Source organism: Euzebya rosea (genome assembly GCF_003073135.1).
In the GTDB taxonomy this organism is placed as follows: domain Bacteria; phylum Actinomycetota; class Nitriliruptoria; order Euzebyales; family Euzebyaceae; genus Euzebya; species Euzebya rosea.
Map to the genome: position 1 here is coordinate 195,369 of NZ_PGDQ01000012.1, position 15,621 is coordinate 210,989.

The 15,621-nt window shown below is 72.2% G+C and carries 14 protein-coding genes; 6 read left to right on the forward strand and 8 right to left on the reverse strand.

Translation table 11 applies throughout. The features are described 5' to 3' along the window. Positions 1-27 precede the first annotated feature (27 nt). Both CUC05_RS16825 and CUC05_RS16830 read left to right on the forward strand, forming a co-directional pair. Positions 28-546, forward strand: coding sequence for a metallophosphoesterase family protein (locus CUC05_RS16825; RefSeq protein WP_205712388.1), 519 nt, complete (start codon positions 28-30; stop codon positions 544-546). Further along, entirely contained in the window at positions 543-854 is a 312-nt protein-coding gene (locus CUC05_RS16830; RefSeq protein WP_108667280.1) for a DUF952 domain-containing protein, read from the forward strand. The genes CUC05_RS16825 and CUC05_RS16830 overlap by 4 nt, the downstream gene beginning before the upstream one ends. 2 nt (positions 855-856) lie before the next feature. Here the strand turns inward: CUC05_RS16830 and CUC05_RS16835 are convergent, their stop codons facing one another. Further along, positions 857-2,881 carry a heavy metal translocating P-type ATPase gene (locus CUC05_RS16835; RefSeq protein ID WP_108667281.1) on the reverse strand — a complete coding sequence of 675 codons (2,025 nt, stop codon included), beginning with the start codon at positions 2,879-2,881 and terminating at the stop codon, positions 857-859. A 20-nt stretch (positions 2,882-2,901) separates the two neighbouring features. Then, entirely contained in the window at positions 2,902-3,279 is a 378-nt protein-coding gene (locus CUC05_RS16840; RefSeq protein WP_108667308.1) for a carboxymuconolactone decarboxylase family protein, read from the reverse strand. Between the two features lie 511 nt (positions 3,280-3,790). Between CUC05_RS16840 and CUC05_RS25940 the strand changes: the two genes are divergently transcribed. Beyond that, positions 3,791-5,101 (forward strand): hypothetical protein, encoded by a 1,311-nt coding sequence (locus CUC05_RS25940; RefSeq protein ID WP_205712389.1) that lies wholly within the window; start codon positions 3,791-3,793, stop codon positions 5,099-5,101. 62 nt (positions 5,102-5,163) lie between these two features. Here the strand turns inward: CUC05_RS25940 and CUC05_RS16850 are convergent, their stop codons facing one another. The 4 genes from CUC05_RS16850 to CUC05_RS16865 all read right to left on the reverse strand — a co-directional run bounded on the left by CUC05_RS16850 (position 5,164) and on the right by CUC05_RS16865 (position 11,477). Beyond that, complete coding sequence (locus tag CUC05_RS16850) at positions 5,164-6,582, reverse strand: phytoene desaturase family protein (RefSeq protein ID WP_108667309.1); 1,419 nt, start codon at positions 6,580-6,582, stop codon at positions 5,164-5,166. Positions 6,583-6,601: 19 nt separating this feature from the next. Continuing rightward, positions 6,602-8,407 carry a DUF3556 domain-containing protein gene (locus tag CUC05_RS16855; protein ID WP_108667282.1) on the reverse strand — a complete coding sequence of 602 codons (1,806 nt, stop codon included), beginning with the start codon at positions 8,405-8,407 and terminating at the stop codon, positions 6,602-6,604. 136 nt (positions 8,408-8,543) lie between these two features. Next, positions 8,544-10,022, reverse strand: coding sequence for a class I adenylate-forming enzyme family protein (locus tag CUC05_RS16860; protein WP_108667283.1), 1,479 nt, complete (start codon positions 10,020-10,022; stop codon positions 8,544-8,546). Between the two features lie 141 nt (positions 10,023-10,163). Beyond that, entirely contained in the window at positions 10,164-11,477 is a 1,314-nt protein-coding gene (locus CUC05_RS16865; protein ID WP_108667284.1) for a PucR family transcriptional regulator, read from the reverse strand. Positions 11,478-11,599: 122 nt separating this feature from the next. Between CUC05_RS16865 and CUC05_RS16870 the strand changes: the two genes are divergently transcribed. Next, a complete protein-coding gene (locus CUC05_RS16870) occupies positions 11,600-12,511 on the forward strand; it encodes an aldo/keto reductase (RefSeq protein ID WP_205712390.1) in 912 nt (303 codons plus the stop codon). A 23-nt stretch (positions 12,512-12,534) separates the two neighbouring features. On the opposite strand, the gene CUC05_RS16875 is transcribed toward CUC05_RS16870, so the two are convergent. Both CUC05_RS16875 and CUC05_RS16880 read right to left on the reverse strand, forming a co-directional pair. After that, positions 12,535-12,885, reverse strand: coding sequence for a hypothetical protein (locus CUC05_RS16875; protein ID WP_108667286.1), 351 nt, complete (start codon positions 12,883-12,885; stop codon positions 12,535-12,537). Between the two features lie 24 nt (positions 12,886-12,909). After that, positions 12,910-14,028 carry a GGDEF domain-containing protein gene (locus CUC05_RS16880; RefSeq protein WP_108667287.1) on the reverse strand — a complete coding sequence of 373 codons (1,119 nt, stop codon included), beginning with the start codon at positions 14,026-14,028 and terminating at the stop codon, positions 12,910-12,912. Positions 14,029-14,224: 196 nt separating this feature from the next. Between CUC05_RS16880 and CUC05_RS16885 the strand changes: the two genes are divergently transcribed. Both CUC05_RS16885 and CUC05_RS16890 read left to right on the forward strand, forming a co-directional pair. Continuing rightward, complete coding sequence (locus CUC05_RS16885; protein ID WP_108667288.1) at positions 14,225-14,692, forward strand: nucleoside deaminase; 468 nt, start codon at positions 14,225-14,227, stop codon at positions 14,690-14,692. Between the two features lie 80 nt (positions 14,693-14,772). Continuing rightward, positions 14,773-15,468 (forward strand): sce7726 family protein, encoded by a 696-nt coding sequence (locus tag CUC05_RS16890; RefSeq protein ID WP_108667289.1) that lies wholly within the window; start codon positions 14,773-14,775, stop codon positions 15,466-15,468. Positions 15,469-15,621: the final 153 nt, after the last annotated feature.

A 15,621-nucleotide genomic window follows, 5' to 3' on the forward strand; every position in this document is an offset into this window, starting at 1 on the left:
GGGGGGAGGGGTGGGTACGGTTCGTCCGTGCCCACCCCTGATCGTTCCCTGCGTGTTGCCGTGCTGGCCGACACCCACCGGCGTGCCGACCGCGCTGAGGACCTGCCCGACGCGGTGTTCGACCTCGTGCGGGATGCCGACGTGATCCTCCACGCGGGCGACATCGTCGAGCAGCCGGTCCTGGACGTCCTGGCCCGTCATGCGCCCGTGCATGCCGTGCTGGGCAACAACGACACGTCGTTGGCGGGGGTGCTGCCCGAGCGGCTGCAGGTCGAGCTGGCCGGGGTGCGCGTCGGGATGGTGCACGACAGCGGCCGGGCGACGGGACGGGCCGAGCGGCTGCACGACATGTTCCCCGACGCCGACGTGGTGGTCTTCGGGCACAGCCACATCCCGTGGAACGAGGCGGGGGTGGGCGGGCAGCTGCTGTTCAACCCGGGATCGCCGACCCAGCGCCGTCAGCAGCCCGTCACGACGATTGGCCGGCTGGTCCTGCGGGACGGGGCGGTCGAGGAGGCCACGGTCCTGCCGGTGGTCGCGTCGTGACGCCCGGGTCGGGGGCTGGGGTCATCGTGCACGTCATCGGGCGGGACGAGTGGGCGGCGGTGGAGGCCGAGCTGCGGCCCGCCAGCCTGGGCGTCGAGGGCTTCGTGCACTGCGCCGACCCCGACCAGGTCGCCGGCGTCATCGAGCGGTACTACGCCGACCGCGACGACCTGCTCCTGCTGCACATCGACCCGTCGAGGGTCACGGCGCCGATCATCCGCGAGGACACCACCGGCCGGGGCGAGGTGTTCCCCCACGTCCACGGCCCCATCCCCCGGACCGCCATCATCGCCGTCACCCCCGCCTGACCTCAGGGTGTGTCGTCGAACCGGCCACCCGTCGTGGTTGGGCGACACACCGGCGGGATCGAGGCGGGCCCGGGCGGAGGTGTGTCGTCGAACCGGCCACCCGTCGTGGTTGGGCGACACACCTGGGAGGGGTGGGTGGCCCACAGGCGCCGGCGACGAGGCCGGCGACGACGGTCACCGGCTAGGGGGCCGAGGGCGCGCAGGGCGTGGGCGATGGCGAGGACGTCGATGCCCTCCTGGAGCACCGCGCCGGCCACGGGGGTCAGCAGGCCGACCGCCGCCGCCACCATGGCCACGCCGGACAGGGCCATCCCACCGACCGCGCTGATCCGCGCGATGGAGATGGTGTCCACGGCGATGCGGTGCACGTCGGCGAGCGCGTCGATGCGGTCGGCCGTCACGACGAGGTCAGCCGCCTCGCTCGACGCGGTCGCGCCGCGTGCACCCATCGCGATGCCGACGTCGGCCGCAGCCAGTGAGGGGGCGTCGTTGACACCGTCACCGACCATGGCGGTGGGCTGGTGGAGCTGCTCCTCCGCGACCCGCTCGACCTTGCCCGCAGGCGTGCAGTCCGCATGCACGACGGTGATGCCGACCGCGTTCGCGACGGCGGTGGCCACGGGTCCCGAGTCGCCGGTGACCAGCACGGTTCGAGTCACCCCGGCCTGCCCCAGCCGGTCGACGGTGGACCGTGCCTCCGGCCTGACCGGATCCCGCAGCCGCATCACCGCCGTCACCTGCCCATCGACGGCGACCCAGGCGAACGTGTCGCCGGGACCCCCGTCCCCCTCGACGCCCCGCAGGCTCGGCACGTCGGGCACCGCCGGCGCCCCGTCCGCGACGAACGATCGCGTGCCGACGGCGACGGCGACACCGTCGACGCTCCCACGGACCCCCTCCCCCGCCACCTCCTCCACCGATGTCGGAACCGGCAGCGGATCCGCACCGGCGGCCGCCACGAGTGCCGCCGCGAAGGGGTGGGCAGAGAGCTGCTCGACGGCCGCGGCGAGGCGACGGACCTGCCCCTCGTCGATGTCGGAGAGGAGGATGACCTCGACGACCTCGGGATGGCCGGCGGTGAGGGTGCCCGTCTTGTCCAGGCACATTGTCCGTGTGCGTGCGAGCGCCTCCAGGCCGCGCCCGTCCTTCACGATGACGCCCGAACGGGCGGCCCGTGAGATGCCCGACACCATCGCGATCGGCGTCGCGAGCAGCAGCGGACAGGGGGTCGCCACGACCAGCACCGCGAGGGCCCGCACCGGGTCGCCCGACCACGCCCAGGCCGCACCCGCCACGACCAGCGCCAGGGGCACGAACCACGCGGCCCAGCGGTCGGCCAGCCTGACCATGGGCGGCTTGGTCGACCGTGCCCGGGTCACCAGCCGGACGATGCCGGCGTAGGTGCTGTCCGCCGCCGTGGCGGTCGCACGGATCTCGGCGGGTGGACCGATGTTGGTCACGCCGGACGAGACGACCTGTCCGGCGTCGCGGACGACCGGTATGGCCTCGCCGGTCAGCGTCGACTCGTCCAGCACCGCTCGGTCGAGCACGAGGCCGTCGACCGGGACCACCTCTCCGGTCACCACGACCAGCACGTCGCCGGGCCGCACGTCGCCGACCGCCACGTCCTCCAGCCCACCGTCGAGTCGTCGGTGGGTCCGGTCGGGTGCATGGCTGAGCAGGGCGGTGAGGGATCGCTCCGCCCGGCCCGCAGCCCAGTCCTCCAGCGCCTCCCCCGTGGCAAGCATCACCGCGACCACCACCGCCGCAAGCGGTTCGCCCGCCAGCAGTGCACCCACGATGGCCAGCAGGGCGATGACGTCGACGTCCGGCTGCCGACGCACGACGCTGAGGAGGGTGGCCCGGACCAGGGGCACGAGCTGGACCAGCGCACCGGCCGTCCACGTCCACGCCGCGGCGACGTCGCGGTCGGCCAACGCCAGTCCTCCCCCGACGGCGAGGGCCGTCAGGGTCACGGCCAGGCGGGCGGCGCGGAACCCACCGGGGATCGTCACGGGGCTGTTCACGGGGTCAGGACCCCGCCATGTCAGGACGCCGCGTCGTGGGCGTCGGCGAACTCGTCGAAGGCCGCGAGCGCCCTCGGCGCCCAGACCGACGCAGGACCGCCGGCCATCAGCAGCGCCACCTCGAGCACCTCGACCGCCTGCTCACGGGTGGCACCCTTCACCACGGCGGCCTTGGCGTGGTAGGCCACACATCCGTCGCAGTGCTGGGTCACGGCGATGGCCAGCGCGACCAGCTCCTTCATCGACGCGGGGACGACCCCGTCGGCGACCGCCGCCTGGTGGAGGGCGCCGAAGCCCGCCCACGCCTCGGGGGCGGCCTTGCGGAACGCCCGGGTGGGTGCGCGGAGGTCATCGATGACGTGGGTGTGGGCGGCGGACGTGATGGAGGTGGCGGTCATGGTCGTTCCTCGATCCGTGGGAGGGTCGACCCGATGGTGCAGCGCGTCGGCCGGACGCAGCCGTGCCGAACGACCCGGTTCCCGAGGGCCGTCCGGCAGGGCCACGCGAGTCGGGTTCCGGGCGTGTCGGGTTCCGGGCGTGTCGGGTTCCGGGCGTGTCGGGTTCCGGGCCGCCCGTCGCGATCGCCCGACAGGCGCATGGGTCGACCGTGCGTCACCCAGCGGACAGACGTCAGCCGAAGGTCCCGTGGGGATCGGGTCGTTCGCCTCGTGTCCACCCGCGGGCCCCGGTGCATGCTGGCCTCGACCGGATCCGTTCCGGTCGGGAAGGACGTCGGTGGTCATGCTCGGCGACACGCGAGAACGAGACCAGATCCGCCTCGAACCCCGTCCGACAGCGAGCCCGTACCAGGGCCAGATGCCGGCTGCGGCACCCCAGGGAGTCGGTGGACCCTCTGGACCGTTGCCCCCTTCCCCCTCACCATCCGGGTCGTCCGCGACGCCGTGGATCGTGGCCGCCCTCGCCGTCCTCCTGGTCGTCGTGGGTGGGCTGGTCGGCCTGCTGCTGCTTCGCGACAGCGGTGAGACGACCACCGAGGTCGCCCCGCCGACCGAGGTCGAGGTACCGGTGGCGGAGGAGCCCGCGGCTCCTGTCCCGCCGGCCCCCGCAGCGGAGCCGACGACCGAGGCCGTGCCGGAGGCGCCGCTCGACGAGGGCAAGCCCGAACGCGGCTCCGACGACGCGACCGTCGCCGCGGCTGCTGCCGGCGTTGACTTCTCCTGGCTGGCACTCCCCCCTGCCTCGCCGTACACGACCTTCGAGTGGGTCACCGACGACAGTGGTCAGCTGACCGTCGAGCTCCCCACCGCGTGGGCCGACCGTGACCTCCGCAACGACACCAGCGACGGTGTCGCGATCCCCTCGATCTGGGCGGCCCCCGACCTCGAGGGACTGATCGATCGCTGGGACGGCTCCGGCGCCATCCTCGAGCTGCGGACCGCCGCAACCGGGACCACCGACACCGTGCTCGCCGACATGGGCAGCGCCATCGCCGCCGACACGACCTGCACCGAGCAGCGGTCCTACGCCTACGACGACGGCTGGTACGTCGGCACGGCCATCCTCCACGCCGGCTGTGGCTCGACCGACAGCGCGATGCTGCAGATCGCCGCCACCGACGGGACCAACGGCGTCCTCGCGGTCCAGGTCCAGATGACCTCCACCGCCGATGTCGACGCCGCGGTCCGGATCGTGCAGACCTTCCAGGCCATCACGACCACGACCCCCGCGCCCGTCCCCGTTCCCGCCCCCGCGGCTCCGGCCCCTGCGCCTGCGCCGGCGCCGGCGGTCCCGGCTCCGGCCCCTGCGCCGAACCCGCCGGTCAACAGCTTCGGCCTGCCGACCGGGCTGTTCTGCGCTGACCTGTTCGCGATGGGCTACAGCTACGTCGACGCCGTGGACTACTGGTACGCCGACGGCGCACCGAACCGCATGGACGCCGACGTCGACGGGATCCCCTGCGAGACCGTGTACCCCTCGTGGGAGATCGACGCGTACTGGGGCTTCACGACCCCGGCACCGCCGACGGACGAATGGGCCGAGGCCATGTGGGTGGCCGAGAACGCCATGTACGCCTGCGGCTACACCCCGGCGCTCGACACCTGGGTCGACGGACCCGCACCCGACGGCGGCTACACCGTCACGATGACCGTGGACGTCGGATGGGACCTGATCTGGGCCCAGTTCGAGGTGTTCCCCTGGAGCGGTGAGATCTACGGCTTCGACGCCGTCGCCGACGACCTGCTCTGGTGCAACTACTGACGACGGACACAACCGGCCGGCGGCTCACAGCGCGGTGAGCCGCCGGTCACCAGCTCGGGCCGTCACTGACCGCGAAGCCAGTCCAGCGCCGACCGGGCGGCGTGGAAGCCACACATGCCGTGGGCGCCGGCGCCGGGCGGAGTTGCCGCCGAGCAGAGGTACACCCCGGGGATGCCGGTGGCGTAGGGGTCCAGCGTGACCCGGGGGCGGAAGACCAGCTGCCATGGCGTGTTGGCTCCCGTGACGATGTCGCCGCCGACGTAGTTGGGGTTGTGCACCGACATCTGCGTCGTCGACCGGACGTGCGTGGCGACGACGCGGTCGCGGAAGCCGGGCGCGAACCGCTCGACCTGGGCGGTGATCGCCTCGGTGGCGTCGCCGGTCCACCCGTGCGGCGTGTGCGCGTAGGCGTAGACGGGGTGCAGGTCGCCCCGGGCTCGTCCCGGGTCGGCGAGGGACTGCTGGCCGAGCAGCACGAACGGCCGCTCGGGCATCCGACCGCGGTGCACGGCCTGCTCCGCGGCCGCCGTCTCCTCGAAGTCCCCGATGACGTGCACGGTGCCGGCCCGCCGGGTCGGTTCGTGGCTCCACGGCACCCCACCCTCCACCGCGTACTCGACCTTGAACGCCCCCGGGCCGTGGCGGTACCGCCGGTACGCCCGGGCCACCCGCAACGGCAGGCGATCGCCGGCCATCCGCACGACCGCCCCCGGGGCCACGTCCAGCACCGTCAGGTCGGGGCTGCCGAGCTCCTCCAGCGACTCGACGCGGACGCCGGTCTCGATGGTCCCGCCGTGCGCCTCGATGACGGACCGCATGGCCGTGGCGATGGCCTGTGACCCTCCCTCTGCCACCGGCCACCCGTACCGATGTGCGGCCGTCGCGAGGGCCGCCCCGATGGCCGCCGACAGGGGGTGGCCGAACGGGCGCATCCCGTGCGCGCCGGCTCCGGCCCACAGGGCCCGGGCCTCCTGGGTGGACAACCGCGACGCGAGCAGCTGCACCGACGGGGCGGCGCGCAGGCCGAAGCGACCGAGCGCGAACGGATGGGCGGGGACGTGCAGCATCGGCTGGAGGAAGTCCTCGGCGATCCGGTCGAACCGGTCGACCAGCGGACCGAACAGCCGACGCCACGCGCCGCCGTCGACGCCGAGCCCGTCGGCGGTGTCGTCCACCGAGCGGTACGCCGCCGCCCCCCTCCCCCCGTCCAGGGGATGGCTGTACTGGACCTCGGGCCACCGCCAGGTCAGGCCGTGGGCGGCAAGGTCCACCGACCGGCTGAAGGCGGTGTCGACGGCCAGGGGATGGAAGCCGCTGCACTCGTCGTGCAGCAGCCCGGGGACCGTCAGCTCGCTGCTGCGCACCCCGCCGCCGATCGTGTCGGCTGCCTCCAGCACCCTGACCGTCACGCCGGCGGTGGCCAGCGTGACGGCGGCAGCCAGGCCGTTCGGCCCGCTGCCCACCACCACGGCGTCGGTCATCGGCTGCGCACCCGGCTGGTCATGCCCCCACCGTCGCACGAGCCGACGGGTGGGCCCACTCGCCGCTCGGCACGTACCCGTCGCGGCGCCAGGTGACGGTGTGGGGGATCGGCCCGTTCGGCAGCCACGGCTGCTCGTCGACGGCGTCGGCCGGGTGGTAGTGCCCGCGCTCGACGACACCGACGGCCGCGTCGATGACCTTGTACTCCAGCCGCTTGCGATGGATCGGCTGGGACTCGATCCACACGATGATGCACTCCCCCGGCTCGAAGCCGCAGCGCTTCTGGACGGCGGTGATCGTCTGCTCGTTGTGCAGGTGCGCATCCCCGAACTGCCAGCCGATGAGGGTCGTGCAGGTGAACTCGCCCTCGCGGATGCGGTAGTTCTCCAGCCGGTCGAGGTGACGCATCATCAGCGACATCAGCGCCCGGCCCTGGCTGTGCATGGTCCGCCAGGCCATCGCCTTCTGCATGAAGATCTCCGCGACCTCCTTGCCGTAAGCGGCGGCCAGCTGGTCGACCTGGTTGGCGTTGGCCTTGACCAGGTGCTGGTTGAGCTTGTCCTCGGCCGCATCCCCCCGGAAGGCCCATGTGGCCGACGCCCAGTTGCCGGCATACTGCCGCATGGACGGCAGGAAGCTGACCAGGTCGGGACGCAGGTTGCCGAGGATGGGCATGGACAGGAACGCCACGGCGATGGCCGTCAGCACCAGCGGGGAGCTGACGTCACCGATCGCGTACCCCTCCCCCGCCGGGAAGCCGGCGAACAACCAGGCGGTGGCGAACATGAAGAAGACGTTCCACTCCAGCGGCACGGCGAGCGGGAAGGTGGAGGTGATGAAGACGTGGAAGAGGATCATCCCCGCGATGGCCAGCCAGGTGACCGTGGAGTTGGTCGAGAACAGCAGCACGACCGGCAGGCACAGCTCGACGACCGTGCCGCCGATGTGGGCGAACGCCCAGGCGAGTCGTGACGGGCGCAGGTCGTCGGGGAAGCTCCGGTAGAGCTTGCGCTTGAAGGCCGTGGAGGTGATCCAGGGCGTGTTGCTCATCATCGGGGGAACCACGGAGGTGAAGTGGTGGCCGAACTTCGACACCCCGGCGCCCATCCAGATGGTGACCATCGCGATCTTCGCGGCCAGGATCATGTCGACGGGGCTGGACAGGACGGCGAAGAAGAACAGGATCGCGACGTACTGCTCGGAGCGGGCGGCCAGGTAGACCACCCGGTCACGCAGGCCCATGACGCAGATGAGCACGACGTAGGCCAGCAGGCCCATCGGGTGGATCAGGCCGGCGTCGGTCCCGGGGAAGGCGTTGTCCTGGGTTCCGGGCGCCACCAGCAGGCCGACCAGCACCACCAGGATCGCGCCGTAGAGGGTGACGTCGACGACGGTGCGGTGGTCACCGGCGGTGAAGGGCACCTTGTCCGGCCACGGGGGCAGCCGAAGGGTGTTGCGTCGGGTCCAGTAGCGCCAGCCGCCGGTGAACGGCGCGAACTTGAACGCCAGCGGTCCCGACGACGAGGCGTAGCCCGTGACCTCGAACAGCAGGGTCCAGACGATCAGCTTCTCGTACACGATCGGTTCGCCCCACCAGCCCCCGAGGTCGACCAGCGACAGGCCCGGCGTGGTGGCCCCGACGACCAGCACCCCGGCGACCACGTAGAACAACAGCTTGTACACGTACAGCATGTGCATCTGCTTCGGGCCGCCGAAGCCGTACTCGACCCAGTGCGTCGCCAGCATGCGCATGCGGTCCATGAACGGCATCGACTCGTACTCCGCCGGGTCCACCGGCGGCATGTCTGCGGTCCTGAATCCCATCGTCCTTCTCCTTCGTTGACAGGTGTGCGGGCAGCCCACGTCGAGGCACGCGACGACATCCCCCGAGCGGTGGCTCGTGGTCGACGTCGGTTCGACCGACGGGGGCAACCGGGACGGGCAGGCCCGTCCCGTGGGGCTAGGTGGGCTGGGGTTGCAGCATCCGACGCAGGCCCGGTTTGTCGACCTTGCCGACCGGGTTGCGCGGCAGCTCGTCGACGAGGTGGATGGCCTCCGGCACCTTGACCCTGGTCAGGTGCCGACGGCAGTGGTCCAGCAGGGTCGCCTCGTCGACGTCCGCGCCGGGGTAGCGGGACACGAACGCGACGGGCACCTCGCCGAACAGGGGGTCCGGCCGACCCACGACGGCGACCTCCAGCACGCCGTCGACGGCGGCCAGAACCGACTCGATCTCCTTGGGGTACAGGTTCTCGCCGCCGCGGATGATCATGTCCTTGACGCGGTCGACGATGCGGAGGTAGCCGTCGTCGTCGAGCACGCCGACGTCCCCGGTGCGCAGCCAGCCGTCGACGATCGTCTCGGCGGTCGCCTCGCAACGCCCGAGGTAGCCGCGCATGACAGTCGGGCCGGCGATGACGACCTCGCCGCGTTCGCCGGTGGGGACGGGGTTGCCGTCCTCGTCGACCACCCGGATCGACTGCCCCGGGAGGGCCGGTCCCACGGTGCCGAGCTTCCGGACCCCGTCGACCGGGTTGCACGCCGAGGCGCACGTGCCCTCGGTCAGCCCGTACCCCTCGACCATCTCGAAGCCGTACCGTTCGTGGCTCGCGACCAGAAGCTCCTTCGAGACCGGGGCAGCACCGCAGACGACGAACCGCAACGACGACGTGTCCGGACGAACGTCCTCCGGCAGGGCCACGAGCATCGCGTAGATCGTCGGGACTGCGGAGAAGTAGGTGGGCCGCAGCCGTTCGACGTCGTCGAAGAACCGGCTGGCGGAGAACTGGCCGACGATCGACACCTGCCCGCCGGCACGCCAGACCGACAGGACGCTGACCATGATCGCGTTCACGTGGAACAGCGGCAGGACCAGCATGCAGTGGTCGTCGGCGGTCAGGCCGAAGTGCTGCACCATCTGGCTGGTCATTGCCTCGGCGTTGTCGTGATCCAGCATCACGCCCTTGGGCTTCCCCGTGGAGCCGCTCGTGTAGATGAGCAGGGCAAGGTCACCACCGGAGAGGTCGACCGGGTCCGGCCCGATCGGTGGCCGTCCGTCGACGGGCCGAGCCAAGTCGTCCACCGCGATGGCCAGCCGGCCGCCGCGGGGGCTGTCGTCGCGTCCCTCGTTGACGACGACGAGCGCACCGGCGTCCCCGATCTGGTAGGCGGCCTCGTGCTCGGTGAACACCGGGTTGACCGGGGTGGCCACGGCGCCGAGCCGCCACGCCGCGAGCATCACGACCAGCAGCTCGACGCGGTTGGGCAGGACGATGGCCACGACGTCGCCCCGTCGGAGGCCCAGCCCGGCCAGCTGACCAGCGACGGCGCACGTCCAGTCGTCGAGCTGCCGGTAGGTCAGCTCCGTGCGGTCGTCCCGCACGGCGACGGCTGCCCGGCGGTCAGCAGGGCAACGCCAAGGGAGGTAGTCCAGGCTCATGTCGGCTCCGCGTCGAGCGCTGCGGCTCGGTCGATGTCGGGAAGGTGAACCTAGGCCCGTGACCACCGCGGGCAACACGGTCCGGCGGGACGAATATCCACGGCGATCTCGTGCACGATGCACAACCGTCGATGACCGTGGTCAGCGGCTGGGCCCCCCGCCGGCCAGCACGACCGGTCCGAGCAGGTGGCAGGCGTGCAGGGCCAGCTCGAGGTCCAGACGACCGTCCTCGAGTGGCCGGCCGCGCATCTCCTCGACCTGCTGGATGCGGTACTTCACGGTGTTGCGGTGGAGGAGCAGCACCTCGCCGGTGCGCACGTAGCTGCCGCCGGCCCGGAGGTGCACCCTGACCGTCTCGCGCAGCCGGTCGGCGGTCTCCGTGGCTTCGGCCAGCGGCCCGAGCACCTCGTGGACCCAACGGCGGGTCCCGCTGAGGTCGTGTGCCAGACGCGCGACCGTGGTCATGCCGTCCTCGGCCCAGCCGACCGCTCGAGCGACCGGTGTGGCGGCCACGGCCGGCACGGCCCTGACCGCCTCGGCCCGTTCCAGGCTGCGGCGGAACCCGTCGTGGCCGGCCAGGGGGGTGCCAAGCGCCATCCGGACGTCGGGGTCGACGTCGAGCCGCCGTCGCAGCTCGGCCATGTCGACGGGGTCGGTCCGCTGCCCCATGCCGAGCCAGATCCGCGCGGCGTTGCGGTCCACCGGGACCAGCAGCGGGACGCCGTGGCTCTCGAGCAGGACACCCAGCCGTTGCCCCACCTCCGTCAGGTCGGCCGTCCGGTCGGTCCCCTGGTTCGCCCCGGCCATCCAGACGACGGCCGCGACGTGGACCTGGGAGAGCCGGTAGCCGGTGCGGGAGAGGAAGTCCGCGGGGGCGACGGGACGTCCGTCGAGGACCCGCTGGACGAGCCCGGACACCACGCTCGCGCGGCGCTGAAGGACGTGGCGCCGTTCCTCCTCGTGGACCTCCAGCACGACGGTGGTGATCCAGTCGACGTACTGGTGCATCCAGCCGGCGAGGTGGTGGAGGAGCCGCAGCTTGACGTCGGCTTCGGCGTCGAGCTGCTGGATCTCCTCGAACATGTGGTTAAGCAGGTCGTCGGACCCGATGTGATACGCCCGCCGGAGGGCAGCGGACGACACACCCTGCTGGGCCGTGCGCCGTGCGTAGTCGGTGGCTGCGGTGATCGGCTGGGCCCGCTCCAGCGGGATCCCCTGGCGCAGCAGGTGGAGGATCGTCACGACGTTGCCCTCGACGCTGGCATGCATCGAGTCGAGGATCTCCGGGTCGTCGAGCACATCGATGGCGTCCTCGATGGCCGCGTTCATCGTGTCGTTGATCTCGGCGAACCGGGCCTGCAGGCGGTCACCGACCACACCGACCAACCGCAGCACCTCGGCCGCCCCGGGTTCGTCGTCCTGCACCAGGCGGCCCTGCAGCGGTCGGGTCGTCACGGCGCGTGGTGGTCGGGGGCAACGGGGTGTCGGCTCACGGCGCGGCAGCCTAGCGGCGTCCACTCGGTCGTCGGCCGGCCCTGCTCGACGTAGTGTCCCGTCGCATGACGACGATGGACCGCATGCCCACGACAACGCTCGGCCGCGGCGGCCCGACGGTCAGCCGCATCGGCCTCGGCCTGGCCGCGCTGGGGCGACCCGGCTACATCAACGTCGGCCATGCCGACGACGTCGGCAGGGACCGGTCGGTGGAGGGGATGCGCGACCGAGCGCACGAGGTCCTCGACGTCGCGGTCGCCCTCGGCATCACCTACGTCGATGCGGCCCGGTCCTACGGGCGCGCCGAGGCGTTCCTGTCGTCGTGGTCCCCCGCCGCACCGGTGACGATCGGGTCGAAATGGGGCTACACCTACACCGCCGGCTGGCGGGTCGACGCCGAGGTGCACGAGGTGAAGGACCACTCGCTGGCGACGTTCCGCCGGCAGCGGGCCGAGACCGACGCGCTGCTCGGCGATCGGCTGGGCCTGTACCAGGTCCACTCCGCCACGCTCGACTCGGGGATCCTCGACGACGAGGAGGTGCTGGACGCCCTGCGGGCCGAACCGGTCACGGTCGGCCTGTCGGTCTCCGGACCGGGACAGGCCGAGACGATCCGCCGGGCGCTGGCGATCCCCGACAGCCCGTTCCGCTGCGTGCAGGCCACGTGGAACGTGCTCGAACCCTCGGCAGGACCGGCCCTGGCCGAGGCCCACGACGCCGGGTGGGGGGTCATCGTGAAGGAGGCGCTGGCCAACGGGCGGCTGACGGCCCGTGGGGATCGTCCGCTCGTTGGACCGGCGTCCAGCGACGCGCTGGCGATCGCCGCGGTGCTTGCCCAACCGTTCGTCGACGTGGTGCTGTCGGGTGCCGCCACCGCGGCCCACCTGCGGTCCAACACCCGCGCGATCGACGTCGACCCCGCCGACGTCCCGTCGACCACCCCCGGGGCCCCGACCGACTACTGGGCCCGCCGGTCGGCCCTCGACTGGACCTGAACCCCCGGCGAACCCTGTCGAGGTCAGCGGTCGGGCGTCACGACCTCGACGCTGCCGACGGTGATCGTCCGTCCCCGGTCGTCACGGAAGGCGAAGGTCCCCTCGACGATGACCTGCTGGCCGACGAGGTCCTCGACAGCGTCGGCGGGGAGGATCTCCACCCGGTTGGGCTCGGCGTCCTCGATCCAGTAGTGGAGGGGCTGCTCGGCCATCCGCACGATCCCCCGGGTGCGGACATCACGCCCGTCCCACGCGTCCTGCTCGTCGGCCAACTGTTCGAGGGTGACCTCCTGCACGCCACCGCCGATCCCGCAGCCACCGAGGAGCATCCCCGTCAACGACATCACAGCAACGGCGCGGGTCCAGGAGATCACGCGGCCCAGTGTGCCGTCGTGTGGTCAGGCCACGCGGGACGGGGTCAGCTCGCGACCCCCGGCGTCGCTTGCCTCCACCCGGTCACGTCCGCTCGCCTTCGCCGTGTACAGCGCGTCGTCGGCGCGACGGAGCAACGTCCAGGCGGTGTCCCCGTCGTGGTGGACCGCCACACCGAAGCTGGCGGTGATCCGACCCACCGTCGGTGCCGTCGCTGCCGGCAGGGCCACACGACACGCCTCGGCGAGCCCGACGGCGTCGTCCCGGGTGGTCGCGGGGGCGATGACCAGGAACTCCTCGCCGCCCCATCGGCCGACGAGGTCACCGGGGCGGGCCACGTCCTGGAGGATGCGGGCGACCCGTCGCAGCACGCCGTCGCCGATGTCGTGGCCATGGCTGTCGTTGATCTGCTTGAAGTGGTCGAGGTCGAGCAGTACGACGGCCAGGTTGGTGTCCGGCGACGCGGCGCCCACCCACTCCTCCAGCACGTGGTGCAGCTGCCGCCGGTTCGCGATGCCGGTCAGGGCATCGGTGTTCGCCAGCGCCTCCATCGCCTCGGCGGTCAGCCGGGCCTCGGCGGCCTGCGACTTCACCTGGGCGATCACGTGCAGCAGCCCGACCCCCGCCAGCAGGAAGATCATCTGGCTCAGGTAGTCCGTCGCGTCACCGCCCAGCCGTCCCGACACCGCCTCGGGGATCAAGCGGATCCCGATGATCGCGATGTAGGCCCCGACGATCGCCAGGGACACCTGCAGCGCACGGGCGGTGTCGAACGTGACGTAGGCCAGCATCGGCATCAGGTTGACCGTGAGCAGGGCCGACAGGGTCACCTGTTCGTCGAGGGCGGCGAGGTCCGGGGCAGTCACCACACCGAACCCGAGCCCACCGAGGTAGGTCACGACGATGCCAGCCAGCACGATCCGCTCGGCGGTCCGTACCCCCATGGTCCGTCGCAGCAGCCCGACGACGACCACCACCTGTGACGCCGCGCTCAGGGGATAGGCCACGGCCAGGTAGGGGTCGTCTGCACGGTGCGTCAGCCACACGCTCAGCAGGATCGGGATGCCCACGAGCAGGCACGCCAGGTAGATGCGTCGACGGAGCCCGTCGCGCCGGTCGACCTTCTCCGCGCCTGCGTGCGCCATCACCGTGTCCCGGTCCAGAGGTAGTGCCCTTCACGGGCCGATCGGCAGGGGCGCGCGGAACCTGAGGGGTTCGGCGAGAAGGTCGGGGACAGCCGGACAGCGCCGCGCGCACCGACAGCTCGGTGACGTTGTCTCCGCCCCACGACGCAGGCGTCGCTACAGTCCCGCCACAACCCTCGACCGGGATCACCCACCGATGAACGAGACCGATCTCACGCATCTCCGCCGCTGCATCGAGCTGGCCGCCGAGGCCGCCGCTGCCGGTGACCAGCCGTACGGGTCGGTGCTGGTGTCCGGAGAGGGTGTCGTGGTGGCCGAGCGCCGGAACACGGTCGTGACGACCGGCGACGTGACCGCCCATCCCGAGCTCGCGCTGGCCTCGTGGGCCTCGCGCAACCTCGATCCCGCCGAGCGGGCTGCCGCAACGATGTACACGAGCGGGGAGCACTGCACGATGTGCGCCGCCGCCCACGTCAAGGCCGGGATCGGCCGGCTGGTCTACGTGCTGTCCGCGCCGATGATCGCCCAGGTCGAGGGCCACGGCGGCCCGACCGTGGACATCCGCGTGCACGACGTCGTCGACGCCGCCGACGTCGCCGTCGAGGTCGAGGGCCCCTGTCCCGAGCTGGCCGCCGACGCGACGGCGCTCTTCGGAACCTGCTGAACCCCGCGGGAACCGCCGACGACGGACCCGCCCGGCATCCCCTCCCCCGTCCTGCGACAGGCCGGCCGTAGGCTCGGCCCATGGGACGCGCATCGACCGGAGCCGACGCCCTGTCCGAGGCGGAGGTCCGGGCGCGGGTCGTCGACGACCTCGTCGCGGGACTCGCGGGGACGGACGGCCCGGTGCTGGTCGTCCACGAGCTGGGTCTCGGGCGAGGGTCGGCACGGGCGGACCTGGTCGTCATCCACGCAGAGGCGATCATCGGGGTGGAGATCAAGTCCGCCGCGGACACGCTGGCGCGGCTGCCCACGCAGGCCGGGTGGTACGACCGGGTGTGCGACCGCTGCATCCTGGCGGGTGACGCCGGCCACGTCGCCTCGGCGGCGGAGATGCTGCCGTCGTGGTGGGGGTTGACCGACGTCGATGCATCCGGCGTCCACGAGGTCCGGGCGACCGACCACAACCCCGACCAGGACGACGTGGCGCTGACGAACCTGCTGTGGATGCCCGAGCTCAAGACCGCGGTGGCCGAGGCCGGTCAGGCCGGCGGGACCGCTGGGATGGAGCGGTCGGACCTGGCCAGCGTCGTGGCAGCTGCCGCCGGTCCCCGCACCGGCGCCATCGTCAGGGGGCGGTTGCTGGAACGGAAGTGGGTCGACGTCGCCGACCCCCATGGCGGGGTCCGCATCGTGCGCCAGCCCACCCCACCCAAGACGGTCGCCCGTCGGGCGCGCGTCAGGGCCAAGTACGAACGGCGGCTGCTGAAGGACCGCTGAGCCCCCCGGCGGACCCTCCCCGGTCAGACGTGTTCGTCCAAGCGACGGAGCTGCTCGCGGAGCTTGTCGAGGCATCGTCCCCGCGCCGGCCCCAACGCTCCCCGTGATCGCCCCAGGCGGTCGGCGATCTCGTCGTAGGACGGCCTGGAGGGG